This window comes from Nonomuraea sp. NPDC050536, from assembly GCF_044457685.1.
GTDB lineage: Bacteria > Actinomycetota > Actinomycetes > Streptosporangiales > Streptosporangiaceae > Nonomuraea.
In genome coordinates this window covers 55,159-79,529 of sequence record NZ_JBITHD010000020.1, presented here as the reverse complement: position 1 = coordinate 79,529, position 24,371 = coordinate 55,159, and the positions used below count along the sequence as shown (strand labels likewise).

The following is a 24,371-nucleotide window of genomic DNA, read 5'->3' as shown; positions in this document are numbered from 1 at the left end:
AGGCGGTTGTTCAGTCCTGAGGCGAGGTGGTCATCGCGGCGGAGACGAAGTTGGCGATGTGGGTGCGCATGGCGGCGCGGGATTCGGGGGTGTCGCCCGGGTCGCCGACGATGATGCGGGCGAGCTGCGGCAGCATGGACGGCAGCAGCGCCAGGCCCGTGAGCAGAAAGAGCGTGCGCGCCGTGTCGACGGTCGGCTCGACGTCCTGGCCTTCGGCGAGCGAGGCCGTCTTGCGGCCGCAGCGCTCCACCCGGGCCTCCTGGCCGGGCAGCAGGTCCTGGCCGCGGTAGTTGAGCGCCTCCCACATCAGCAGGCGGACCGTGTCGGGGTGCTCCTGGTAGTACTCGGTCAGGCGGGCGATGTAGTCGACCGGGTCCTTACCCGGTAGCGCGATCTGGGCCGTCAGGTCGTCGAGCGCCCCCGTGATCACCGCGTCGAAGAGCTTCTCCTTGCTCCCGAAATGGCCGTAGATGCGCTCCTTGTTGACGCCCGCGCGCTCCGCGATGCGGTCGACGCGGGCGCCCGCGATGCCGTACGCGGCGAACTCCTCGCGGGCCGCCTCCAGGAGCGCGGTGCGGGTGGCGGTGGTCGAGACCTTCGGTGCCATGGGCACATTCTGCCATTTCCAACCGGTTGGTTGCAATCCAACTAGTTGGTTGACGTCCAACTGTTTAGTTGGCTACTGTCCGGGTCATGGCTCTAACGTTTCCTCGCCGTACGGCCCGCCACCCCGCCCACCGCGGCCCCGCGGCCACCAAGCCCCCCACGTCCCACCCCCACCCCCAAGCCGACACCCCACGCAGCAGCGTGACCCCGCCGCCCACCAGCCCCGAAGCGGGCACGAGCACCCCCGCCCCCACCACCGGCGCAGCGGACAGCATGAACGTGGCTGGCTCCACGAAGGCGGAAGCAGATGCCGTTGCCCTGGTCGATGGCGTGAGCGTGGCTGATTCCCGCAACCTGGGCGGTGAGGTCGGTCGTGCGAGGGTCGGTGCGGATGCCGTTGCCCTGGTCGATGGCGTGAGCGTGGCTGGTGGGGCGGACTCGTCGAAGGCCGGGGGATCGCGGGACTCGGGTGGTGTTGCGCGGGCGCCGTTCGCGCGGACGATGCTGGCCTTCACGCTCACCGCGATCCTCGTGAGCGGCCAGCTCTACATCGTGATCCCGCTCTTGCATGACATGGCCGACGGTTGGCACGCATCGGCGGGCGCATTGACATGGTTGGTGACGGCTTTCGGGGTGGGATACGGGATCGGGTTCCTGGTGTTCGGCCCGCTTTCTGACCGGTTCGGGCGTAGGCGGCTGTTGATGATCGCGTTGCCGCTCGCCGCCCTCACGTCCGCGTTGGTGGCATTGAGCCCGGCACCTGAGGTGGCCTACGCATTGCGGGCGATCCAGGGCATCGCGGTCGCGATGTTCCCGCCGGCGGGCATGGCGTACCTGGCCGAGCGCGTCGAGCCGCGCCGCCGCGTCGTCGCCATCTCCGCGATCACCGGCGCGTTCCTGGCCTCCGCTGTACTGCTGCAGGTCGCCGCCCAGGTGCTGGTGGGCGCGATCGGGTGGCGCGGGCTGTTCGCGCTGTCGGCGGCCGGGTTCGCGCTGGCGGCCCTCGCGTTGCGTGCCGTGATGCTGCCCGACCTGCCCAGGGAAGGCGCCGGGTCGCTCCTGTCGGTCTACCGCGCGGTGCCCGGGCTCCTGTTCGACCGCGTGCTGCTGCTGCGCTATGTCGCGACGATCGTACTGATGGTGGGATTCGTCGCCGTCTACACCGGTATGCAGATCTACGGCGTGACCACCTCCTCCGGCGAGCTCCTCGGCCTGCGCGCCGCAGGACTCCCGGCGATCGTCCTGGTGCCGCTTCTCATGCCGTGGCTCGGCCGCATCCCGTCGACGGCCCGCGCCGCCGCGTTCCTCGCTGTCGGCGCTCTCGGCCTGGCCGCGATCGGCTTCACCCACGTCGCGGCGCTCGGCCTGGCGCTCCTGCTCGCGGCCTACGTGGCCAGCATCACCGGCGGCCTCCCGAGCCTCAACGAGGCCATCTCCTCGCAGGCCGGCCCCGCCCGCGGCACGGCCCTCGCCCTCTTCTCCTTCGCCCTGGCGGTCGGCGGCAGCGCCGGCCCCCAGGTCGCCGCCGCCTTCGGCGGCTTCACCCCGCTGATGTACGGCCTGGCCGCAGCCATGACCGCCGCCGCCCTGGCGGTTCTAGCCTCCACCCGCACCCCACGCCCCTAACCCACCCACACCCCAGCCCCTCACTCCCACCCAAGCCCCCCTCCCACCCAGGCCTCGCCCCCTCCCCGGGCGGGGCCTCCCGCTTCCCAGGGCTCCACCTCAACCGCATCCCCGGGACGCTCCACACCTGCACCCCTCGCTCCTAACCGCCCACGCCCCACGCCTTCGCCCCCACCCACGCCCGCCCCCTCCCCGGGCGGGGCCTCCCGCTTCCAAGGCTCCACCTCAACCGCGTCCCCGGGATGCTCCGCACCCGCCCTCATAGACGCACCCACATGTGTTCACCGCATGCATCTCAGACGCTTTCGGGGCGGTGCGCGTCACGCGCGTTCCCGGATGCGCCTCCCGCGCTGTGCCCCCCGTGGCGATCTCCGCCAATCCCCCTGAGCTTCTGCTGGATGTCTACTTGTGACGCAACTGCCCAGGACTTCGCATGCCCACCACCGCCAGAAGGACTTCCGGGGCATCCCTGCCGGGACCTCTCCGAGCGGGCACCTCCGGCTTTGCGTGTGGTTCACGAGGTCCGCGAGACGTGGTGACCCCGGCTGCCGGAGGCTCCCCGAGGTCCGTCAGCGGGACGACGCCGGGTGCGGGGGCCTCGGGAGGCGCGGTGCCATGCAGTGCTTGGGATGCTGGTCGTGCGGGTTGGGAGCGTGTCCACGTTGCAGGTGACGCGGACCCCGGTTGACGAAGGGGCGTAACGGCGGCCCGCCCCGTCCTGCTGGCCGTCGCGTCTCCCTGGACAGAGCCCAGCCGAAGTGCGGCGACTGGCGGTGGCGCGGCTCGCCGTAAAGCAGGAAGGTCCGTGCGGCGAGGTGCGGCGACTGGCGGTGGTCCGGCTTGGCTGGAAGGTCCGTGCGGCGAGGTGCGGCGACTGGCGGTGGCTCGGCTCGGTAAGAAGGTCTGTGCAGCGATGTGTGGCGACTGGGGGTGGCGCGGCTCGCCGTACAAGCGAAAGACCCGCACACCCGAGACCTGCACGGCGACTGGAAGCTCCGTGCAGCGGCCCGGCAGAAAAGGCGCGGTGGGTCAGTGGTGAGGTGGGGGAGGGAGTAAGCCGCCGAGGGTCGGGTCGAGGGATTGGGTGAGGGGAGATGGGTCGAGGGCGAGGGCGTCGACGGACCGCCCGAGGGGGTTGAGGGGGCGGAGGAGGGGCTCGCAGCGCGACGGTGGGGTGCCGAGGGAGTAGGCGAGCGAGCAGAGCCACATCGCCAGGTTGTCCGTCTGGCCGTTGAGGTCGAAGCGGGCGCGGAACGTGCCGCTGGTCGCGTCGTAGGCGTTGTTGGCGTTGTTGACGCCGAGCGGGGCCGTCTGGAGGAACGTTTCGAGTGACTTGCGCTGGCGCACGAGGAGTTTGGTGATGTGGGCGAGGTCGCGGGTGTTGGCGGTGATCTCGCCGCGGTTGTCGTCGACGAAATCGGCCACCTGCGTGAGCGTCCCCGACAGGCCCTTGAGCACGGCGCGCAGCTCCTGGCGCTCGTCGTTGAGCTGCCCGGAGACTCCGGCCAGATCCTTCATGAAGGCGCGGATCCGCGCGTCGTCGCGGGACATCGAGGACGTGATCGCCGCCAGGTTGCGGACGTTCTGGGAGAAGTCATCGCGGTCGCCGGCCAGGGCGGAGGTCGCGTCGGACAGGGCGCGCACCGTGGTGCCTACCGTCTCGCCCTGCCCGCCGAACGTGTCGGCCGACACCTTCAGCAGCCGCGACAGGGCGCCGTCGGCGTTCGCGCCCTGGGGCCCGAGCGCCCTGGTCAGGTCGTCGAAACCGCTGAGCGCCTCGTCGATCTCGACAGGCGAGCGCGTGCTGGTCAGTGTCGCGCCGTCCCGCAGAACAGGCCCTCTGGTGTACGGCGGGGCCAGCTGGACATACCGGTCGGCCACCACGGAACGGGCCACGATCACCGCCTGAGCGTCGGCGGGCACCCGCCTGGAGGCGTCATAGGCCAGCTCGACCTTGACCCGGTCGCCCATCGGCGTGACGCTCGCCACGCTCCCCACTCGGACGCCGAGGATCCGCACGTCCGAGCCCGGATACAGGCCCACCGCCCGGTCGAAGTACGCGGTCACGCGGGTGGCGGAGGCGGGCTTGAGCAGCAGGAAACCGGCCGCGACGGCGAGCGCGGCCAGCAGTGCGACGAGCCAGCGGTTCATGGGGGCTTCCGTTGGGGGGAACGGTGGGTAGCCGTCATATTACTCCGCGTGGCTGGCGGTTGCGACTCGATCAAGGCGTGGCTCGGCGCGCAGGAGAAGGGGCTTTTCGTGGACCTTACTGATCGGTAGGGTGTTACCAACGGTAACGGAGTCGGGGAGTGTGGCGAGCATGGGCGGGTTCAGTCCGGAGCTGGGCGAGGACGTGGTGCAGGTGCGCGACTGGGTGCACGAGTTCGCCCGCGACGTGATCCGCCCGGCCGGCGCCGAATGGGATGAACGCGAGGAGACTCCCTGGCCGGTCATCCAGGAGGCTGCCAAGATCGGGCTGTACTCGCTGGACTTCTTCGGCACCCAGTGGTTCGAGGCCTCGGGGCTCGCGCTGCCCGTGGCCTTCGAGGAGCTGTTCTGGGGCGACGCCGGCATCGCGCTGTCGATCGTCGGCACCGGCCTGGCCGCCGCCGCGCTGGCCTCGAGCGGCACGCCCGAGCAGCTGGGTGAGTGGCTGCCGCAGATGTTCGGTACGGAGAACGACGTCAAGCTGGGCGCCTTCTGCGCTTCCGAGCCGGATGCGGGGTCCGACATCGGCTCGATCCGCACCCGTGCCGTGCCCGACGGCGACGACTGGATCATCAACGGCGTCAAGACCTGGGCCACCAACGGCGGCATCGCCAATGTGCACGTCGTCGTGGCCTCCGTCGACCCGTCACTGGGGACCCGCGGGCAGGCCTCCTTCGTGATCCCGCCGGGTACGCCCGGGCTGTCGATGGGGCAGAAGTTCAAGAAGCACGGCATCCGGGCCTCCCACACGGCCGAGGTCGTCCTGGACAACGTGCGCGTGCCCGGATCCTGCCTGCTCGGCGGTAAGGAGAAGCTCGAGGCGCGCCTCGCGCGCACCCGCAACGGCGAGCGGACCGGCGAGCAGGCGGCGATGCGGACCTTCGAGACCACGCGCCCGGCGGTGGCGTCCATGGCGGTGGGGATCGCCAGGGCGGCCTACGAGTACGCGCGGGACTACGCGCGCGAGCGCGAGCAGTTCGGCCGCAAGATCGGCGAGAACCAGGCGATCGCGTTCCTGCTGGCCGAGATGGCCACCCGGGTGGACATAGCCCGGCTGCTCACCTGGCGAGCAGCCTGGATGGCCCGCAACGGCCGCCAGTTCCAGCAGGCGGAGGGCTCGATGTCCAAGCTCGTCGCGGGCGAGACGGCGGTCTGGGTCAGCGAGCAGGCCATCCAGATCCTCGGCGGCGCCGGGTACACCCGCGAGCACCCGGTGGAGCGCTTCCACCGCGACGCCAAGATCTACACCATCTTCGAGGGCACGTCGGAGATCCAGCGGTTGATCATCGGCAGAGCGGTCACGGGCCTGCCCGTACGCTGAAGATGTCCGATTATTGGGTCACGGTCTGACGGCTGGTAGAGCTCTCTCCGGAGGGCGTCGGCGGAGATCGGACGACCGTGCAACACCACCCGCCTGCACTCAGCGATCGGACACCTGCCACCGGAGGAGTTCGAAGCTCTCCACTACGCTCAACATCAGCCCAACGAACCCGTCGGAATCAACCGTTGAGGTCTTCATCAACGTCGGGGCGGATCAGTTGTCCTGTGACACCGAACCTTGAGTTCGTGCCATCGAAGGTTGGATGGTCTGAGAGCTTGTTGAGATCGCCGGCGTACGGTCTCATGGACCGCGACGAGGGGCATCACCGAGATGAGCGGGGCAGGCATGGAAGGACGCATCGAGAAGGCCAAGCTGTCCTATGAGCACGCTGTCTTCGTCGGCGATGTCGGTGAGCTGGCAGCGGCGGAGCGGGAGCTGGACAAGGTCGAAGCCGATCTCGCTTTGGCCCGGGGACGGATCTTGCACGCGCGGTTCCTCGATGACCGGCGCGAGGACCCACGTGAGCTGGCGCTGTTCGAGCGCGCGACACACCTGTACCGGACGCTGGGCGATGCGACGGGCGAGGCGGATTCGGTGTTCTGGGAGGGCTGCTTCCACCAGGTCGTACGGAGCGACCCCGACCGCGCCGTTCCTCTCCTTGAGCAGTCGTACGACTTGGCCACTGCGGCAGGCGACCGATACACCCAGTGGGAAGTGCTCCGGCACCTGGGGATCGCGGACCATGCCGCGGGCCGGCTGGACGCCGCCCGGGAGCATTTGGAGGCATCGGTACGGCTATGCCGGGAGCTCGGGCTGCCGGCCGCTGTTGCCGCCAACCAGGTAGGGCTGATCTACATCGCCGCCGCGCAAGGTCGACGGGACGACGCGGTGGCGCTGGCCGCAGAGGCGTACGCCACCGCCGAGGCGTGTGGGGCTCGCCGCATCATGCGGCAGGTCGCGGAGGCGCGTATCCAGACCATGGCGCCGGACACCGATCATGGCGAGACCCACGATCAGAGCGCACCTTGAGCCGCTGAAGCTTCGTTGTCACCGGACAGAGGTGACGTGAGAGCCGTTGCGATCACGAAATGTGGGCCAGAATCCAGTCTTCACCCGTCGTCGACAGCTCCTTTTCGGCCGAGTTGAATGCCCGGCTTCCACGACCGAGCCCATCCACTGCACCCCGCATCTCCATGTCGGCACTCCCACCATCGGAATGGGGTGTAAGCGGCTCTCGTGTGGAGCAGATCGTCTGAGAGGCGGGGGAGGGCCGTCCGGCGTACCTCAGTCGTCCTCTTCGGACGGCTTGCCGATCCTGTGCGCGACGATCTGGGTGCGGGAAGTGAACCCGAGCTTGGTCAGGATGTGCCGGATGTGGGTTTCCGCGGTCCGCTGGCTGATCACCAGCCGGCGGGCGATCTCCTTGTTGGTCAGCCCCTGCGCGACCAGGCCGGCGACCTCCGCTTCGCGTGGTGTGAGCGGTATGACCGGCGCGAGTCCCGGGTACTCAGGCGGCGGAGGCGGCTCCTCATTCAGGGCCTCGGCGGTGGCCTGCTCGATCGTGAGCGCAGCGCCGGCCTCGAACAAGGCGGTGAACATCCCATCGTGAAGCGCTTCCCGCGCGGCCGCCGTGCAGCTGTCGTGATCGGGCCGGACGAAGGGGTACAGGGGCGCGCCGACGGCCGCCATGGTCGCCTGGGCCGCGCCCAGCAGCCGGGCGGCGCGCTCGGGTTGCTCGGCCACGGCCACCCAGGCCAGGATCTCCAGGCAGTGACCGATGTCCACTCGGTCGTCCAGGGCCCGGTCGATCCGCAGGCACTCCGCGGCCAGGAGCCCGGCACGCTGGTGATCTCCTTCCCGCCACATCACCCAGGAGAAGTAGAGCAGCGCCCACGAGCGGTGCCACAGGTCACCGTGGGCCTGACTTACCGCCAGGCACTCCTCGCACAGGGCGATGGCGCGATCGGCGTCCCCTGCCAGGTAGCAGGCGACGGTGAGGATGATCTGATCGTTTGTGATCTGCTCTGCGTCCCCTACGGCGGTGTGCTCGGCCAGCGCCCTCTCCAGCAGGGCGACCGCCGTGGCCACGTCGCCCTCGCACATGGCCCCCCAGCCGGCGATGCTGTCCGCCGCGGCGGCTCTCGACCGATCGCCCAGCCGTACGGCCAGCTCCCTGCACTCCGTCAGCAGGCGCTGGGCCTCGGGAATGTCACCCTGCAGGTTGGCGAGGGTGGCGGCGACCCACAGCGCGGCGGCCCGCGCATGGGTCGGCTCAGGTGCCAGAGAGAGTGCCCGGCCGAGCCAGTGGCGGCCCTCGCTCAGGTGCCCCGACTCGAAGAAGGCACTGATGTCGGCGGCCATGGCCAGAGCCGCCTGTGCCTGGCCCGGCTCTGTCAGGCAGAACTCCAGCGCGGCCTGCAGGTTGGCGTGCTCGCGCCGCAGGCGCGCACTCCAGACCAGCTGATCGGGGCCGAACCACTCACGGCCGGCTCTTCCGGTCAGTTCCTGAAAGTAGTCGCGGTGGCGGCGCCGCTGCTCGGTCAGCTGATCGGCGTCGGCCAGCTTGTCGAAGGCGTACTGGCGCAGGCTCTCCAGCATCCGATAGCGAACCTGGCTGTTTCCGTGCCAGGCGGTCAGGATCGACTTGTCCACCAGCGCGTCCACGAGGTCCAGCACCTCGTCGGCGGCGATGACCCCCTCTCGGGTGCAGACCTGCTCGACGGCCTCCAGGTCGAACCCGCCGGCGAACACCGACGCCTGCTCCCAGAGCGCGCGTTCGACGTCGGTGCACAGGTCGTAGCTCCAGTCGATCAGTGCGCGGAGCGTCTGATGCCGTGGGACCGCCGCTGGTCCGCCGCCGGTCAGGAGACGGAACCGGTCGTCCAGCCGCTGCAGGATCTGCTCCACCGACAGCACGCGCAGCCGTACGGCTGCCAGCTCCAGGGCCAGCGGGATGCCATCCAGCCGCTGGCTGATCCGCACCACCGCCTGAGCGTTATGGGGAGTGAGAGCGAAGCCGGGACGCACAGACCGCGCCCGTTCGACGAACAAGCTCACCGCCTCCGAGCGGGCCCAGGCCTGCTCCGTCCGGGCCTCGTCGGGGTTGGGAACCGACAGGGAGGGCACCGCCCACGTCTGCTCGCCGGCGATCTGGAGCGACTGCCTGCTGGTGGCCAGGATCCGCAGGGTCGGAGCCAGCGGCAGAATCTCGCCGAGGAACGCCGCGGTGGCGTGCACCAAGTGCTCGCAGTTGTCCATCACCAGCAGCATGCGCCTGGTGCTCAGGAACTTGGTCAGCGTGGACATCAGCCCTGAAACCGACCGATCCTGGACGCCCAGCGTGTCGGCCACCGCCTCGACGAGCAGCCCGGGATCTGACAGGTCAGCCAGCGCCACCAGCCACACCCCGCCGGGGAAGGCCCGCCGTACCTGCTCTGCCACGCGCAGCGCCAGCCTGGTCTTGCCCACCCCGCCGGGACCGGTCAACGTCACCAGCCGGGACTGCGACAGCAGCCGCTTGACCTGGGCCACCTCCTGCGTGCGGCCCACCAAGCTGGTCTCCTCGGCGGGCAGGTTGCCTCGGCGGTCGCGGGCCGAGCCTTTCACCGCCATACTCATCGATCAGCTCCCGGTGGTCGCGTTCGGGGCCGGGCTACCACGTGGCCTTGGCGGAGCAACGCGCTCTCGCCGCCGAGCGTGAAACGGCCGTCCCGATGGGACGACGCACGAATCCCCTCAGCCCGTACCTCTTTCGGCTCCGTATCATGCCCATCCGGCGCCCTAATTCTCCCTATGGACGCTCATATCGCGGACCGGTGCCCTCTTCGCCCGGTTCTTGGGCAGCTTCCTGTACGGCGGGCGCACCGCCAAGCGCGCGGAGCCAGGTAAAACCGGTCCGCGACGACGGCAAGGGTCGCGTCAACCCGGCGGCCAGAGGTAGGTGACCCGCGAAGGCGCGCCTTCTCCGACGGGGTGTTGCCGGGCGTGGGATCCAGCATGAATCTGCCACAGAAGTGGCCGCTCCCGATCGCACGGAGCTCGCTGCGGCCATGGCCCACGCGCTGCGCGGCCGCGGTGTCCCCGAACCGACCGCCAACCTGGCAGCCGAGGCAGGGATCGCCGTCTTCAAGGTCGCCTTCGCGCGGTGGATCGGCGAGCCAGGCCAGCCGAACCTGCCAGAGATCCTCCACGCGTCGATGGAGGACCTACGGAACGTGCTGCTGGCGCACCGCGCGCCCACCAGCCCGCAGCCATCTGAGTCCGCACGTCACGGCGACGGTGAGCCCGTGCGAGGAGGTATGGCTGCGCTCGACTTCTAACTCGGCCGGTGGCCGACCGGCCGCTCGTCGAGCAGCTTGCCGAAGAGCTCGATCTCAAGCGGCGGGAAGCCGCCCTCCGCGGGATGGCGGAGGGCGGATAGCCGGTCAGCCGTCGTGCTCGGGCGACGGCAGGAAGCCGCCGGGCACCTCGACCGGGGTGAGGATCCTGGTCTCGCCCGGGTAGGGGGTGTCGAAGTTGTGCGCCTGGTACCAGGTGAAGTGGTCCATGAGCGCGGGGCTGGCGTAGTCGGGGACCGCGTTCGCCCCGGTGAAGCGCTGGTTCTTCTGCCAGGCGGTCCACTTGTCGATGGCGTCCTGCTTGTCGGAGGACACCGCCGGGGCCGTGGTGGTCGCCGTGGCCGTGGCCGTGGCGGTCCCGCCCGGGTTGTCGTTGCCACAGGCCGGCGGGGTGGCCAGGCCGTCGGTGAGCGGCACCTGGTTGGGCACCGCGGTGTACGGGGTGAAGTCGGGCTTGTTGGTGAAGGCCCGGCTCATCGGGGTGGCGGCGCTGTCCTTCTGGTTCATCGGCTGGATCCCGAGGATCTGCTCAATGGTGCGGATCGTGGTGATCTGCGTGTAGTAGGTGCTGTCCACCTTGCCGTGCTGGGCCCAGGGGCTGATGATCTGCACGGGGCCGCGCGCGCCGTCGACGTGGTCGACGCCGTTCTGCGTGTCGTCCTCGATCACGAAGATCGCGGAGTCCTTCCAGTACGGGCTGTGCGAGATGGTGTCGACGATCTTGCCGACGGCCAGGTCGTTGTCGGCGACCTGGGCCACCGAGTTCGGCGGCCCGCCGGTGTGGTCGCTGGAGAGCCAGAACATGTTGAGGTTGGCCGGGCCGTTGGCCTGGAAGTCGCGCTTCCAGATCTCGTACCGGTAGATGTCGGGGATGTTCAGGTCGTACTTCGGATACGCGTGCACGGTGATCGCGTTGAGCGACGGGATCGGCGACTGCGTGTCGGTCTTCATGGCGGTGTCCTGGCCGGTGGACGCCATGTTCCTGGCGTCGCAGTAGAACTTCTGCCACGTCGCGCCGGGAGGAACGGTCTCGAACATGGTGAACTCGCCGAAGTTGCGGGCGGTCTTGCCCGCGGCCTGGGCGCCGGTCCACAGGAAGCCGGTCCGCTGGTGCCCCAGCGCGTCGTCCTCGGTGTCGTAGCTGCGCTGGTACAACCCGGCGCTGGACTCGGTGTACTCCGGGTTGTCGGCCTGCATGAGCCAGTTGTGGCCCTCGGCGGAGTTGGTGCCGATGTCGTAGGTGTTGTCGTAGAGGCCGAACTGGCGGGCCAGGGCGTGCTGGTTCGGGGTGACCCGCTCGCCGAACTGCGCCAGCGACGGGTCGCCGTTGCCGCGCGGGTCGTCGCCGAACACCTGGTCGTAGGTGCGGTTCTCCTTGACCAGCAGGAAGACGTGCTTGATGGTCGACGGGTCGCCCAGGCGCTTGGGGACGGGTACGGCGTGCTGCTTGTTCCCCTCGGCCTGCTTGACGTCGTGCTTGCCCCAGCCGTTCTGGGCGAAGACCGTGGCGGTGGACTTGGCGATCACCTGGTCGGCCGGGAGCTTGAAGCGGAGCAGCGAGCCGGTGGAGTCGTGGGTGTTGTGGCCGGTGGCCGGGGTGGTGCCCGTGCCCTTGTCGATGGTGCGGGTCGGGCCGCGCTCGCCGATGCCCCGGAGGTTGGTGACGATCACGTCGTCGCCGACGGTGGTCACCTCCTCCGGGTAGTAGTCCGTCGGGAGCAGGCCGACGAAGCTGACCGGCTCCTGCGGGCTGGTGTAGCGGTAGACGGCGACCGCGTTGGCCCGGCCGAGGGTGATCAGCAGGTGACCGTCCTGGGTCAGGGTCACCCCGTTGGGTGCGTAGCCGACCTTGGACTGCGGCCACGGCTGGGTGGCGATCGTCTGGACGACCTTGTCGCCGGCCGTGTCGATGACCGAGACCTGGTCGTCGAAGGTGTCGGTGACGAACAGCGCGCCGCCGGCGGCGTGCAGCGCGGTCGGGTGCAGGCCCACGTCGATGGAGGCGACCGCGGCGGCCGGGTCGGAGACGTTGATCACGCTCACGGTGCCGGTGGTCGTCGCGCCGGTGACAGGGTTGGCCGGCACCTGGGTGCCGTAGGAGTTCATCGTCGTCTCACCGGGCTTGGCCGGGCGACCGCCCTCGTTGCTGACGTACAGCTTGCCGCCGACCAGGGCCAGGCCGCGCGGCGCGGTGCCCACCGTCCAGCTCTGCTGGATCGCGCCGCTCGTCGCGTCCATGGCCACGACGCGGTTCTGGCCGTTGACGGCGACGTACACGGTCTTGCCGTCGGCGGAGAAGACCGCCTGGGCGGGCAGCGCCCTCTGGGCGCCCTGCGCGGCGATGGTGATGAACGTCGGCGCTCCGAGGGTTCCGTCCGCGTTGACCGGGAAGCGGTTGAAGCCGTTGATCTGCGGCAGCCACAGGGTCTTGCCGTCCGGGGAGTAGGCAGGGGCCTCCTGGCCGACATTGTCGTTGGAGATGCGGACTCCGGCGGTGACGGAGGTGCCCGCCTGCTGCAGCACCTTGTAGGTCTGCAGGTCGACGATGGTCAGCGCGATCGAGCGGTCGTTGGTGAGCGCGGCGAGGAAGCGGCCGTCGGGGCTGATCGTCGAGGCCAGCAGCTTGCCGTTGTCCACGAGCAGGCGGTCGCCGATCGACTTGATGATCTGGTCGCTGGCCAGTTGCAGGCCGCCCTTGTACGTGGAGCCGACCTTGTTGGAGTCGAAGACCTCGGTGGAGGCGTAGGCGATGCCGCCGCCGGTGACGGCGAGGGCCACGGTGCCCGCGACCGCCATGCGGATTCGGCGGCCGGAGCGCCACGCTAACAGTCGGCGGGAGTTCTTGGGGATGCGCTTGCGCGTGACGTGCATGGATCGTCCGCCCTTCAGGGTGCTCGTAGCAGGTCGAGGTTCACGTCGAACTGCCACAGGGGGTTGGGCGCGTCCCCGGTCGGGGTGCGTACCTGGAAATAGCCGTTGACCTCTTTGGGGCCGTCGCCGTCGGCGATGTAGCGGCCGTCCGAGGTGATGTCGAGCTGGTAGATGGCGCTGCCCAGGGCGGTGGCGCCGGGCAGGTGCCAGGACACCACGCACCGCCAGTCGTTGCCCGCGCCCTCGTCCAGGACCCGCGAGCCACCCTTGTCGCAGGAGGCCGACGTCTGGAGCTGCGCCTCGGTGACGTCGGGGCGGTGCAGCTCGCGCGTCTGCAGCCGGTAGAGGTGGGCGAAGGCGGTGGCGAGCGAGTCCTGCACCTTCGCCTTCTCGATCCCCGAGCCGGTGGCCGGGGTCGCCACGGCGATCACGCCGTAGGCGACCGCGACCAGCGCGGCCACCGGCGCGACCCCGGCCAGGATGTTCCTGGCCGACCCGTCGTAGGACAGGTCGGTGAAGTCGCGGCGCAGGAACAGCCGGTAGGCGAGCGCGGTGGCGGTGACGGCCCAGGCCAGGCTCACGACGATGCCGATGATGAGGGGTCCGGCCTGCGCCGGGGAGGTGAAGAGCCCGCGCCAGGCCAGGAAGCCCTCGCTCGGCAGGGCCAGCCGTACGGCCGCCGGCAGCGGGAGCAGCTGCGCGAGCTGGAGCGCCAGCGCGAGCAACGCGGGCACCAGCAGGCCCATCGGCGAGCGGCCCAGGACGACCGAGCCGAGAAGGCCGACGGCGGCGAAGGCGAGCGTGGGCGCCAGCGCGCAGGCCCAGGCGAGCAGGACCGTGCCGGCCGCGTCCGCGGGGGCGATGAGGCGGCCGTCCAGGCCGACGAGCTGCCCGTTGCCGACGGCGGCCAGGCCGCCGGCGATGCCCGAGGCGGTCAGCCCGGCCACCAGCAGCAGGATCACGGTGAGGCTGGCCAGGCTCTTGGCCACGAAGATGCGGCGCGGGGAGCGTACCGCCACCAGCAGGTGGCGCCAGGTGCCGAGCCGGTCCTCCACGGCGAAGACGTCGCCGGCGACCAGCGAGGTCAGCAGCGGGAGCGACCAGGTACAGGAGAAGTCCAGCACGACCAGCGATCCCGCCCAGCCGGTCGCGTTCATCCAGCGGCCGAAGACCGTGTCGGTGGGCAGCGAGCTCTGCAGGCTCACCACGGCCACGAAGGCCGCCGGGCCGAGCCAGCAGACCGCGAGCAGCAGGCGGATCCGCCACTGGGATAGCAGTTTGACCAGTTCGAACCGGTAGCCGTTCAGGACCGGCGCGGGGCGGGCGGCGGCCCGGGGTTCGGCTAAGGTCGCGGTCATCGCGACTCCTCCTGACCGGCTTTTTCGGATAAGGCAGATAGGTCCGCAGGCTGTTTGGCGCCGGTTTCGGTCAGGGCCAGGAAGGCGGCTTCGAGCGGCGGTACCACTGGTCCCAGCTCCCGGAGCGCCACCCCGGCTCCCACCAGCCGGACGACCAGCTCGTCCAGGGCGGCCGCCGGTCCGTGCACGACGACCTCGGCCTCCGCCCGCCTGCCGTCAGGGCCGGGCACCACACCGAGCCCGGGCGTCTCCCCGGCCAGCCGCCTGGCGGCCTCGGGATCGGTGGTGACCAGCCGGTAGTCCAGGTCGCCGCCCTCAGCGGCCAGCTTGCTCACCGGCCCGGTGAACACGGCCCGCCCGGTGGCCAGGATGGTCACCTCCGAGCACAGCGCGGCCAGATCGTCCATCCGATGGCTGGACAGGAACACCGCGGTCCCCTGCGCGGCCAGCGCGGTGATGACGCGATGCACATGCCGCTTGCCGGCGGGGTCCAGGCCGTTGGCGGGCTCGTCCAGGACGAGCAGCCGCGGCCGGGTGAGCAGTGCGGCGGCCAGCCCGAGCCGCTGGCGCATGCCGAGCGAGAAACCGCGGACCCGGTCGTCGGCGACGTCGGTGAGCCCGACCTGCTCCAGCGCCTCGCCCACGTCGACGGTGCTCTCCGCGGCGTGGCGGCGCAGCGAGGCCAAGGCCGCGAGGTTCTGGCGGGCGGTGAGCGAGGGATAGAGGCCGGGCCCGTCCACGAAGCCCGCGACGCCGTCGGGTACGGCCGGCGTCCGCCCGACCGGGCTGCCAAGGATCTCCAGGGTCCCGCTGTCGGCGACCGCCAGGCCCAGCAGAAGCCCCAGGAGAGTGGTCTTCCCCGCGCCGTTGGGCCCGACCAGCCCGTGAACCTGCCCGCCCGCCACGTCGAGGTCGACGCCGTCCAGTGCCAGTACCTCGCCGAATGTCTTGGTGATCCCGCGTGCCCGAACTGCGGGGGGAATTTCCACGCCGGTCTCCCTGTGCTTGATCCTCAGCCCCAAGAAACCTAAAGATCGGAGTTAACCGGGATTTGACATCCCGCCAAACGTTGGGCAAACCACCAGATCACCGGCGAGCCCACGGGGTCCGCAGCGACCGGGCTCGCCAGAGTTGTGACCACCCGCCACATCCATGAACTCGTACGGCTCCGCGAGGACTGCCGCGCCGCGGAGCGACTCGGCACCTCACCCGCGGTGGCCAGCCGTACGCCGGCCAAGCTCCGTGCGCCCTGGAATTGCGGGAGGAGGTGAGCGCGTTGCTGCGCCGCTGAGAAATAGCCCAGAGCAGCTTGTCCATGGGTAACAGATCGAACCGTTCTGTCTATGGCCGCCATTGACAGAACCGGCGGCGACACGGCCGATCAAGCGACATATAAAGGCCCCGGAACCCCCAACGACTGGAGCCAAGAATGGCCGAGTTACCCAAGGGCGGATCGGTGTCGCGGAGAAAGTTCCTGGGCGCCGCCGCGGCCGCCTCGCTGCTGCCCACCTCGTTACGCACCGCCGTCGCCCACGCGGCCGCCCCGCGGGAACCTCGCTCGCGAGCGTCAAGCACATCGTGATCCTCAGCCAGGAGAACCGCTCGTTCGACCACTACTTCGGCGCCTCCGCCGGAGTCCGCGGACTGAGCGACCGCAACGCCATCAAGGTGAACGGCAAGTCCGTCTTCACCCAGGGCCCGTCCAACCTCAGGCCATTCCGGATGAACTGGATCTCCCAGACGCCGTTCTGCGTGGGCGGATTCGAGATGTCCTGGGCGCCGAACCACACGATGTGGCACAACGGCAAGGTCGACCAATGGCTGAACTACAACGACGGCGTGAAGATGGGTTATCTGGGCCGGCACGAATTGTCGTTCTACTGGGAGCTGGCAGACGCGTTCACCATCTGCGACGACTACCACTGCTCGGCCTTCACCCAGACGAACCCGAACCGGTTGTACATGTTCACCGGCACCAACGGCGTGTCGCTCTCCGGGCACCCGATCGTGATCGACAACTCCTACAACGCGGGCAACCGTACTCTGGCCTGGAAGACCTTCCCCGAGCGGCTGCTCGAGGCCGGGATCAGCTGGAAGTTCTACCAGAACGGCCCGCTGGGTGACGGCAACTTCGACGACAACCCGCTGGTCTGGTTCAAGCAGTACCAGACGCCCGGCACCGAGCTCTACAACAGGGGCATGCAGACGGTCGCCGACATCCCGGCCGCCCTGCGGGCCGATGTGGTGAACGGCACGCTGCCCCAGGTGTCGTGGATCGTGACCCGCTACGAGGAGTCCGAGCACCCGCAGGCCAAGCCGCCGGCCGGAGAGGCGTTCGCCTCGAGGGTCATCGACGCGCTCTACCAGCCGTTCGACGGGCACCCGCACGGCGTGTGGGAGGACACCGTCTTCATCATCACCTACGACGAGAACGGCGGGTTCTACGATCACGTGCCACCGCCTGTCCCTCCGTCACCGGCCAGCGGCAGCGGCTCGGGCAGCAACGTCGGTGTCGACGGCAACGGGAACGTGGTGGGCGAGATCTACCAGAACGTACCGACCGGGGCCGGCTGGCGGGTGCCGCTGATCGCGGTGTCGCCGTGGAGCACCGGCGGGTTCGTCTGCTCCCAGACGTTCGACCACACCTCGCTCATCCGCTTCATCGAGAGTTGGTCGCAGGCGATCGGCAGGCCGGTCAGGGAGACGAACATCAGCGCCTGGCGGCGGGCCGTCTGCGGCGACCTCACGTCCGCGTTCGACTTCGCCAACCCCGGCGGGTGGCCATCGGCGATGCCCGACCCCGGCCCGCTGGGCGGGGCGATCTCCACGCAGTGCTATACGGTCACCTACCCGTCCAACCCGGCCCCGGCGACGCAGGAGGCCGGCACCAAGCGGGCCCGTCCGCTGCCCTGGCAGCCCAACGTGAACGGCCGCACCAACACCGGTGAGAAGCGGTTCTACCTGGACATGACCAACACCGGCACCACGGCGGTGACGTTCACCGTGCTGCCGAACGCCATCCGCACCGACGGCCCGTGGCACTACACGGTCGGCGCACAGACCGGCACGCCGTTCTCCGACTGGTTCGCCAAGGACGACCAGTTCGACCTGTCCCTCTACGGGCCGAACGGCTTCCACCGCCGCTTCGCGGGCAAGATCTCGGCCCCCTCGATCGAGGTCGCCTCCAAATACGCCGCCGACGCGTCCACGATCACGCTGACGCTCACCAACCTGCGGACGTCGGCCATCACGGTGACGGTGACCGACGGCGCCTACGCCACCGGCGGCCCCTGGACCCTCACCGTCCCCGCGTCCGGCTCGACGCAGCGCGCGTTCACGACCGACCACGGCTGGTACGACCTCACCGTCACCACGCCCGCCGACACCGCCTTCGCCCGCCGCCTGGCCGGCCACATCGAGAACGGTACGGCCGGCATCACCGACCCGATGCGCGGCACGCTCGCGCCGATCTCCCGCGCCGGCTGGACCGTCGCCTACGCCGACAGCCAGGAAACCCAGGCCGAGAACGCCGCCGCGGCCAACGTGCTGGACGGCGTCATCGGCACCTTCTGGCACACGCAGTGGTCGGCCGCGACCCCCGGATTCCCGCACGAGATCCAGCTCGACATGAAGCAGACGTATGCCTGCGCGGGCCTGGAGTACCTGCCGCGGCAGGACGGTGGGCAGAACGGCACGATCAAGACCTACGAGATCTACGTCAGCGCCGATGGCGCCACCTGGGGCTCGCCCGTGGCCACCGGCAGCTGGGCTTCCGACACCACGGTCAAGCAGGTGGTGTTCGCGGCGCCGGTCAGCGGGCGATACGTCCGGCTCCGGGCGCTGTCGGAGATCAACGGCAACCCCTGGGCCTCCGCCGCCGAGATCAACATCCTCTCCCGGTAAGGCTGCTCACCGTGAACACGGGACGAGGCTCCTCGACGATCTCCGGGGGAATGCTTGACGGGGTTAATGAACGATCTTTTAATTTGGGTATGGGGCTGATCGCGGGAGAGGGGGGCACCGGGATGAAGGTGCGGATCGATTCCGGGAAATGCCAGGGGCACGGGCGCTGCTACGACCTGGCGCCGGAGCTGTTCGGCGAGGACGAGGAGGGCTACGGCCAGGTGCGCGGCGACGGCATCGTGGCCGAGGGCAAGGAGCAGGCCGCCCGCCTGGCGGTGGCCAACTGCCCGGAACGCGCGATCGAGATCCTCTGATGGCCGAGGAGCGCTTCAGCGAGGCGATCACGGGCCCGGTCGCGGACTGGGCGACGGACTTCTCCCACGCCGAGCCGGAGTGGGCGGCCGACCCGTACCCGATCCAGGACGAGCTGCGCGAGCGGTGCCCGATCGCGCACACCGAGCGGTTCGGCGGCGGCTGGCTGCCCACGCGCTACGAGGACGTGGCGGCCGTCGCCTACGACACCGACCAGTTCTCGTCCCGGTCGGTGGTCGTGAGCAACTACCGGCCTCCGCCCGAGCTGGCCCCGATGGGGGAGGTGCCGCCGATCTCCTCCGACCCGCCGTTCCACCACTTCGCCCGCAAGCTGCTGCTGCCCGCCTTCACCAGGTCCGCCGTCGCCAAGCGGGAGGAGACGACCAGGACCCTGTGTCACGCGCTCATCGACGACCTGGAGGGGCAGGACGTCGTCGACGCCGCCCGCGACTACGCCCAGCACATCCCGACGCGAGTCATCGCGGACATGCTCGGCTTCCCGCCCGAGGACGGGCCGCGCTTCCGGGAGTTCGTCGAGAACGTGCTGGAGACCGTCAACCTGCCCCCCGCGGAGGGGATGGACAGCAGCGACGAGCTCTTCGAGTATCTGTCCGAGCAGATCCAGGACCACGTGGACAATCCCCGCGACGACCTGACCACCTATCTCCTCAACGCCGAGCTCGACCCCGCGCACGTGGCGGGCACGATGGCGCTGCTGCTCATCGCGGGCATCGACACCACGTGGAGCGCGATCGGCGCCTCGCTGTGGCACCTGGCCAGGACGCCGGCCGACCGCGAGCGGCTGGTGGCCGAGCCGGAGTTACTGCCGGCGGCGATGGAGGAGTTCCTCCGCGCCTACGCGCCGGTCACGATGGCCCGCCTGGTCAAGCAGGACATGCACTGGAACGGCGTGGACATGAAGGCCGACGACTGGGTCCTGCTGTCCTTCCCCGCGGCCAACCGCGATCCCGCGCAGTTCGAGCGGGCGGGCGAGGTCGTGATCGATCGCGAGGTCAACCGGCACGCCGCCTTCGGACTCGGGATCCACCGATGCGTCGGCTCGCACCTGGCCAGGATGGAGCTGCGGGTCGCGCTCGAGGTCTGGCTGCAGCGCGTCCCGGCCTTCACCCTGGCGGACCCGGCCGCGGTCACCTGGGCCACCGGCCAGGTCCGCGGCCCGCGCACCCTTCCGCTGCGTCTCACCTAGAGTCCCCTGCGTCTCACCTAGAGCTCGTACGGCAGGCCGCGGCCACCAGCCGCCCGCCGCACTTCGGCCGAGGACCCGCGACCGGCGCTTGCGGCGAGTCGGTGACGCATGCCCGCCGCCACGGCGCCCAGGAACGTGGCCGCTCCGCTAGCGGGAGGCCGGGGCGGTGCTGTCGCGGATGACGAGGGCGGGGCGCAGGAGCTGGAGGGCGTTGGCGGGCGGTGTGGCGTCGTCGATGGCGCGCAGGAGCAGGCCGACCGCCTGGCGGGCCATCTCCCTGCTGGGGATCGCCACGGTGGTCAGGGCCGGATGGGCGTGCCGTACCTCCTCGATGTCGTCCAGGCCGACCACCGACAGGTCGCGCGGGACCGACCGGCCGGCCAGGCGGGCGGCCTCCAGCGCGCCGAGAGCGAGGGTGTCGTAAGTGGCGAAGATCGCGGTGGTGTGCGGGTCGGCGGCCAGCGCGGCGTTGGTGGCGGTGAAGCCGCCCTCGGCCGAGGGCTCGGGGGCGGCGAAGACCGGCACGTCGCGGCCGAAGGCGCGCCGCAGGCCGGAGACCCGGTGGGCATGGGCGGGCAGGCTGGCCAGCACCGCGACCCGTTCGTGGCCGAGGTCGCGCAGGTGGCGCCCGGCCAGGTAGCCGGCGTGCTCGTAGTCGATCGTGACGACTGGCAGCGTGTCGGGCGCGTCGGACTCCCACGCGCACAGCGCGACGGGGAAGGGGGCGTCGGCCAGCAGCGGCAGGTGGTCGATCAGGTCCTGGTCGCCGGCGATCAGCAGCGCGTCGACCGAGCGGCTCGACAGGCCGGCCAGGTGGCGCCTGGCGCGCTCGCCGTCCTGGCGGGTCGTGCACAGCAGCAGGTGGTAGCCGCGCTCGTCCAGGACGTTCTCCACCTCCTCGACCACGGCCGAGTAGAAGGAGCTCGTGACCGTCGGCACGAACAGCCCGACGGTCATCGTCGTGCCGGTGGCCAGCGACCTGGCCACCAGGTTGGGGGTGTAGCCGAGCTCGGCGATGGCCGCGCGGACCCGGTCGGCGGTGGCGGGCCGTACCTTGACGCGGCCGGTGACCACGTTGGACACCGTCTGCTTCGTGACGCCGGCGCGTTCGGCCACGTCCCGCATCGTCACCACGGCGACTCCAGATTTGATCGGTCCAACCCGCAGCCATCATACGGACTCCGGATTCTGCTCGTTAGCTCTTGTTTTACCGGTCAAATGAGTCGTACTGTCCGGCTGCGAGCCAAGAATGGAAGGAGCACCCGTGTTACGACCCCCCAAGGTGCTGGCCGCCCTGCTGCTGACGCTCGGCGCCTGCGCCCTGCCCGCGACGGCGGCGCCGCCCGCGGCCACGTACACGATCACGATCGGATCGACGGCCGCCTACGCCTACCCGACCGACACGCCCGCCAGCCCGTACATCGACAAGGACGGCACGTTCTACTTCCAGCAGTCCGCCGCGCTCTACGGCAAGAACGACCCCCGCTACTGGGACTTCTACACCGGCGCCGACTTCGACGCCGCCACCCGCTCGACCGCGATCAGCAACGCGGTCAACCCGGCCAACACCAGTGACAAGAACAACGACACGACCTGGCGCTGCAACAACAGCCCGACGGGCGTGGAGGCCACGAACGCGCCGGCCGGATCGGGCTACACGCAGAAGAACTTCTGCGACCTGGTCGGCGTCTGGGTCGACCCGGACACCGGCGACTGGTACGGGCTGGTGCACAACGAGTTCACGCCGCAGCCGTTCGGCGACGGGCTGCACTACGACTCGCTCGACTATGCCGTCTCCACCAACCAGGGCAAGGTGTGGACCATCAAGGGCCACGCGATCACCTCGCCGTACAGCACCAGGCGGGGCGACACGACGGCCTTCCCGAACCAGACCTACGACTACGGCGACGGCGACCCGCGGCTGTTCGTGGACACGGCCTCCGGCTACTTCTACGTCTACTACGGCTCGCGGATCGTGCCGAAGGGCGGCGTGGGCGGCAGCAACGGCGGGCTGGCGCACGTGGCCCGCGCCCCCATGTCCGGAAAAATGGCGACCGGGTCGTGGACGAAGTTCTACAACGGGTCGTTCTCCCAGCCGGGCGTCGGCGGGCTGGAGAGCAACCTGGTCCCCGGCGGGTACACCCCTGCGGCCAATGACTACAACCCGGCCAACACCGGCACGGTCGACCAGCAGGTGTCGGCGGGCAAGCTGCCGCCCAAGTCCGACCTGTTCATCATGAACATCACCTACGACGCCTACCTGGGCCTGTATCTGGGCGAGCCGGAGGTCGTCTCGGGCACCGCGCCGCAGCGCTTCTACGTCACCGACGACCTGGCCACGCAGAAGTGGTACCTGATCGGCGACTCGGGTGGCTACACCTCGGGCTCCTGGTACCGCTGGTTCGTCGACGGCGCGACCAGGACCACCGGCACGATCGTCGGCAAGACGTTCCGCTCCTACTGCTCGATCGCCTGCGCGGCCTCCTCCGGCGAGTACGCCAACGTCACCATCGCCTCGACGGCGCCGGCGGCGTCCCCGGTCGACCCCGCGAAGACGTACCAGATCGGCAGCGGCAACGGCCGCATCCTGGCCCAGGTCGCGGGCGGCTCGGCCACCACCTCGGTGGGATCGGCGACCGGGTCGGCGCTGGAGCTGTGGCAGTTCACCGGCAACGGCGACGGCTCCTACCGGATCACCAACGCCTCCACCGGGCAGGCGCTCGGCGCCGGCAACCGGGCCTGGGGCACCAAGCCCACGGCCACCGCGGCTTCCGGCGTCGGGCAGCAGTGGTGGATCATCCCGTCCGGCGCCACGTACCGCCTGGTCAACCGCTACAGCGGCCTGGTGCTCGGCATGTCTGCCGACTCCGCCCGCCTCGCCGAGACCACGCCCACCCGGCACTGGACCGACACCACCGGCAACGGGGTCGGCGGCAGCCGTACCGCGGCCGAGCAGGCACTGACGTTCACCCCGTCCACCGCGCAGGGCCCGGAGACCGTCACCGTGGCCAACCCCGGCAACCAGACCGGCAACGTCGGGACCGCCGTCTCGCTCCAGGCCAACGCCGCCGACTCGCAGGGCAAGCCGCTGACGTTCTCGGCCACCGGCCTGCCGGCCGGGCTGTCGATCAGCGCCTCCGGCCTGATCACCGGCACGCCCACCGCGACCGGCACCGCCACGGTCAAGGTCACGGCCTCCTCGGGTACGGCCAGCGGCTCAGCGTCGTTCACGTGGACGATCGGCCCCGCCACCCTCAACGGCACCCACACCCTGGTGACGTCCGGCAAGGCGCTGGACGACCCCGGCCACTCCACGACTCCCGGCACCCAGTTCGTCACCTGGTCGCCGAACGGCGGCCAGAACCAGAAGTGGGTCTTCACCCGGCAGTCCGACGGCTCGTACCAGATCGTCAACGGCGAGTCCAACCTGTGCATGGACGTCAACGGCGGCTCGGTCACGGCCGGCGCCGCGGTGATCCAGTGGACCTGCACCGGCGCGAGTAACCAGCGCTGGGTGGTCGCGCCCGTCTCAGGCGGCTACGCGATCGCCTCGCAGAAGAGCGGCCTGCTGCTCACCACCGCCTCCACCGCGGACGGCGCCCTGGTGACCCAGCAGGCCGACACAGGCTCGGCCCTGCAGCACTGGACGATCTCCTAGCCGGACGCGCCGCCGCCCTGCTCATCCAGGGCGGCGGCGAACACCTGGTCGGCGAAGAGCCTGGGCGCGTACTCGATGGCCATGTGCCCCTGGCCTGTCAGGGTGACCAGCTCGGCGCGCGGCAGCCTGGCCGCGATCGCCTCGGCCGCGGGCCGCAGGTACCGCGGGCTCTCGGTGCCCACCAGCAGCCGGACCGGCACGTCGACCTTGGCGAGCCGGTCGGAGATCTCGTAGGCCTGGACGGATTCGACCTCCCGCGACGGGCGCGCCCGGCGTCGGCGCCGGCGGTCGAGGGCGTGCACGGTGAAGCGCTCGGCGAGCCTGGGCGTGACGCGCGACCAGCTCCTGCGGTCCACGGACGCGCCGTGCACCAGGACCATCGGCGGGCCCTGCCCGAACACCTTGACATCCAGCCGCGTGCCGTCCCGGGACTCCACGAACCTGTCGTTCATGGGTCCCAGTCTCGCCCCCCGGGCGTTTCACGGGAGTCTCGCGGCCGTCGCGCGTTAACGATGGAGTTCCGCGTGTGGTCGCTGGGCCTGTTCGCTGAAGGGTGTTCCGACGCCGCCGTGGTCGTAGTCGATCCTGAGCCTGATGGCCCCAGGTCTGCCCGCGTGACGGATGAGCGCGAGCGTGATGTCCGTGACGATTCCGGACCTGCCGACGACCGTGACACGGTCGCCGATGGCGAAGCGGCTCATCTGGTGGCGGTCACCGCGCACCCACTGGCCGATCTCGCGCAAAGGAATTCGCTGATGCTCTGTACGGCCTGGCTTGCGGATCGTGGCTGCCTCCGGGGCCGTACCGGAGAAGGCCACCCACAGTTCCCACTCGTCGCGAACCACCGTGATCATCGGTCCGGAAGCGTCGCGCTCGGTGATGACCCGCCAGCCGCATCGCTGGGCCTTGGCCTGTAACGCGTTCGGATTCATCGTCACCTACTTGTACGCAGTTTCGTTACCTC

At 70.1% G+C, this 24,371-nt stretch carries 17 protein-coding genes; 8 read left to right on the top strand and 9 right to left on the bottom strand.

Annotated features, from left to right (window positions below; genetic code table 11):
- Window positions 1-10 precede the first annotated feature (10 nt).
- Complete coding sequence (locus ACIBHX_RS40465; protein ID WP_397072779.1) at window positions 11-607, bottom strand: TetR/AcrR family transcriptional regulator; 597 nt, start codon at window positions 605-607, stop codon at window positions 11-13.
- Between the two features lie 86 nt (window positions 608-693).
- On the opposite strand from ACIBHX_RS40465, the gene ACIBHX_RS40460 reads away from it, so the two are divergent.
- Window positions 694-2,232: an MFS transporter gene (locus tag ACIBHX_RS40460; RefSeq protein ID WP_397072777.1), complete on the top strand. Its 1,539-nt coding sequence runs from the start codon at window positions 694-696 to the stop codon at window positions 2,230-2,232.
- Between the two features lie 1,029 nt (window positions 2,233-3,261).
- On the opposite strand, the gene ACIBHX_RS40455 is transcribed toward ACIBHX_RS40460, so the two are convergent.
- Window positions 3,262-4,383, bottom strand: a complete 1,122-nt coding sequence (locus tag ACIBHX_RS40455) for an MCE family protein (protein ID WP_397072776.1) — start codon at window positions 4,381-4,383, stop codon at window positions 3,262-3,264.
- A gap of 169 nt (window positions 4,384-4,552) precedes the next feature.
- Here ACIBHX_RS40455 and ACIBHX_RS40450 point away from each other — a divergent pair, with 169 nt between their 5' ends.
- Window positions 4,553-5,761 (top strand): acyl-CoA dehydrogenase family protein, encoded by a 1,209-nt coding sequence (locus ACIBHX_RS40450; protein WP_397072774.1) that lies wholly within the window; start codon window positions 4,553-4,555, stop codon window positions 5,759-5,761.
- Between the two features lie 345 nt (window positions 5,762-6,106).
- The gene (locus ACIBHX_RS40445; RefSeq protein ID WP_397072773.1) at window positions 6,107-6,790 is read left to right on the top strand and encodes a hypothetical protein; all 684 of its coding nucleotides are present in this window, start codon (window positions 6,107-6,109) and stop codon (window positions 6,788-6,790) included.
- Window positions 6,791-7,045: 255 nt separating this feature from the next.
- Here ACIBHX_RS40445 and ACIBHX_RS40440 read toward each other — a convergent pair whose 3' ends face one another.
- Window positions 7,046-9,379 carry an ATP-binding protein gene (locus ACIBHX_RS40440; protein WP_397072771.1) on the bottom strand — a complete coding sequence of 778 codons (2,334 nt, stop codon included), beginning with the start codon at window positions 9,377-9,379 and terminating at the stop codon, window positions 7,046-7,048.
- 395 nt (window positions 9,380-9,774) lie between these two features.
- Here ACIBHX_RS40440 and ACIBHX_RS40435 point away from each other — a divergent pair, with 395 nt between their 5' ends.
- Window positions 9,775-10,080: a hypothetical protein gene (locus ACIBHX_RS40435; RefSeq protein WP_397072770.1), complete on the top strand. Its 306-nt coding sequence runs from the start codon at window positions 9,775-9,777 to the stop codon at window positions 10,078-10,080.
- Window positions 10,081-10,185: 105 nt separating this feature from the next.
- On the opposite strand, the gene ACIBHX_RS40430 is transcribed toward ACIBHX_RS40435, so the two are convergent.
- Genes ACIBHX_RS40430 through ACIBHX_RS40420 form a run of 3 tightly spaced genes read right to left on the bottom strand, consistent with a single transcriptional unit; the run spans window position 10,186 to window position 15,316 of the window.
- Window positions 10,186-12,969, bottom strand: coding sequence for an alkaline phosphatase family protein (locus ACIBHX_RS40430; protein WP_397072768.1), 2,784 nt, complete (start codon window positions 12,967-12,969; stop codon window positions 10,186-10,188).
- A gap of 14 nt (window positions 12,970-12,983) precedes the next feature.
- Entirely contained in the window at window positions 12,984-14,327 is a 1,344-nt protein-coding gene (locus ACIBHX_RS40425) for an ABC transporter permease (RefSeq protein WP_397072767.1), read from the bottom strand.
- Window positions 14,324-15,316 carry an ABC transporter ATP-binding protein gene (locus ACIBHX_RS40420; RefSeq protein WP_397072766.1) on the bottom strand — a complete coding sequence of 331 codons (993 nt, stop codon included), beginning with the start codon at window positions 15,314-15,316 and terminating at the stop codon, window positions 14,324-14,326. The genes ACIBHX_RS40425 and ACIBHX_RS40420 overlap by 4 nt, the downstream gene beginning before the upstream one ends.
- Before the next feature lie 364 nt (window positions 15,317-15,680).
- Here ACIBHX_RS40420 and ACIBHX_RS40415 point away from each other — a divergent pair, with 364 nt between their 5' ends.
- The 3 genes from ACIBHX_RS40415 to ACIBHX_RS40405 all read left to right on the top strand — a co-directional run bounded on the left by ACIBHX_RS40415 (window position 15,681) and on the right by ACIBHX_RS40405 (window position 19,749).
- Entirely contained in the window at window positions 15,681-18,230 is a 2,550-nt protein-coding gene (locus ACIBHX_RS40415; protein ID WP_397072765.1) for a phosphocholine-specific phospholipase C, read from the top strand.
- Between the two features lie 89 nt (window positions 18,231-18,319).
- Entirely contained in the window at window positions 18,320-18,544 is a 225-nt protein-coding gene (locus ACIBHX_RS40410) for a ferredoxin (RefSeq protein WP_397072764.1), read from the top strand.
- Window positions 18,544-19,749, top strand: a complete 1,206-nt coding sequence (locus ACIBHX_RS40405; RefSeq protein WP_397072762.1) for a cytochrome P450 — start codon at window positions 18,544-18,546, stop codon at window positions 19,747-19,749. The genes ACIBHX_RS40410 and ACIBHX_RS40405 overlap by 1 nt, the downstream gene beginning before the upstream one ends.
- Before the next feature lie 147 nt (window positions 19,750-19,896).
- On the opposite strand, the gene ACIBHX_RS40400 is transcribed toward ACIBHX_RS40405, so the two are convergent.
- Window positions 19,897-20,874, bottom strand: a complete 978-nt coding sequence (locus ACIBHX_RS40400) for a LacI family DNA-binding transcriptional regulator (protein WP_397072938.1) — start codon at window positions 20,872-20,874, stop codon at window positions 19,897-19,899.
- 139 nt (window positions 20,875-21,013) lie between these two features.
- On the opposite strand from ACIBHX_RS40400, the gene ACIBHX_RS40395 reads away from it, so the two are divergent.
- Window positions 21,014-23,407 carry an RICIN domain-containing protein gene (locus tag ACIBHX_RS40395; protein ID WP_397072760.1) on the top strand — a complete coding sequence of 798 codons (2,394 nt, stop codon included), beginning with the start codon at window positions 21,014-21,016 and terminating at the stop codon, window positions 23,405-23,407.
- Here the strand turns inward: ACIBHX_RS40395 and ACIBHX_RS40390 are convergent.
- Both ACIBHX_RS40390 and ACIBHX_RS40385 read right to left on the bottom strand, forming a co-directional pair.
- The gene (locus ACIBHX_RS40390; protein ID WP_397072758.1) at window positions 23,404-23,859 is read right to left on the bottom strand and encodes an alpha/beta fold hydrolase; all 456 of its coding nucleotides are present in this window, start codon (window positions 23,857-23,859) and stop codon (window positions 23,404-23,406) included. The genes ACIBHX_RS40395 and ACIBHX_RS40390 overlap by 4 nt on opposite strands.
- A gap of 54 nt (window positions 23,860-23,913) precedes the next feature.
- Complete coding sequence (locus ACIBHX_RS40385) at window positions 23,914-24,339, bottom strand: hypothetical protein (protein WP_397072756.1); 426 nt, start codon at window positions 24,337-24,339, stop codon at window positions 23,914-23,916.
- Between the last annotated feature and the right edge of the window lie 32 nt (window positions 24,340-24,371).

What these genes read in the sequence shown, in the direction of transcription:
- ACIBHX_RS40465 (WP_397072779.1), bottom strand. Translation starts at nt 607, where the DNA reads ATGGCACCGAAGGTCTCGACCACCGCCACCCGCACCGCGCTCCTGGAG.
- ACIBHX_RS40460 (WP_397072777.1), top strand. Translation starts at nt 694, where the DNA reads ATGGCTCTAACGTTTCCTCGCCGTACGGCCCGCCACCCCGCCCACCGC.
- ACIBHX_RS40455 (WP_397072776.1), bottom strand. Translation starts at nt 4,383, where the DNA reads ATGAACCGCTGGCTCGTCGCACTGCTGGCCGCGCTCGCCGTCGCGGCC.
- ACIBHX_RS40450 (WP_397072774.1), top strand. Translation starts at nt 4,553, where the DNA reads ATGGGCGGGTTCAGTCCGGAGCTGGGCGAGGACGTGGTGCAGGTGCGC.
- ACIBHX_RS40445 (WP_397072773.1), top strand. Translation starts at nt 6,107, where the DNA reads ATGGAAGGACGCATCGAGAAGGCCAAGCTGTCCTATGAGCACGCTGTC.
- ACIBHX_RS40440 (WP_397072771.1), bottom strand. Translation starts at nt 9,379, where the DNA reads ATGAGTATGGCGGTGAAAGGCTCGGCCCGCGACCGCCGAGGCAACCTG.
- ACIBHX_RS40430 (WP_397072768.1), bottom strand. Translation starts at nt 12,969, where the DNA reads ATGCACGTCACGCGCAAGCGCATCCCCAAGAACTCCCGCCGACTGTTA.
- ACIBHX_RS40425 (WP_397072767.1), bottom strand. Translation starts at nt 14,327, where the DNA reads ATGACCGCGACCTTAGCCGAACCCCGGGCCGCCGCCCGCCCCGCGCCG.
- ACIBHX_RS40410 (WP_397072764.1), top strand. Translation starts at nt 18,320, where the DNA reads ATGGGGCTGATCGCGGGAGAGGGGGGCACCGGGATGAAGGTGCGGATC.
- ACIBHX_RS40405 (WP_397072762.1), top strand. Translation starts at nt 18,544, where the DNA reads ATGGCCGAGGAGCGCTTCAGCGAGGCGATCACGGGCCCGGTCGCGGAC.
- ACIBHX_RS40400 (WP_397072938.1), bottom strand. Translation starts at nt 20,874, where the DNA reads ATGCGGGACGTGGCCGAACGCGCCGGCGTCACGAAGCAGACGGTGTCC.
- ACIBHX_RS40390 (WP_397072758.1), bottom strand. Translation starts at nt 23,859, where the DNA reads ATGAACGACAGGTTCGTGGAGTCCCGGGACGGCACGCGGCTGGATGTC.
- ACIBHX_RS40385 (WP_397072756.1), bottom strand. Translation starts at nt 24,339, where the DNA reads ATGAATCCGAACGCGTTACAGGCCAAGGCCCAGCGATGCGGCTGGCGG.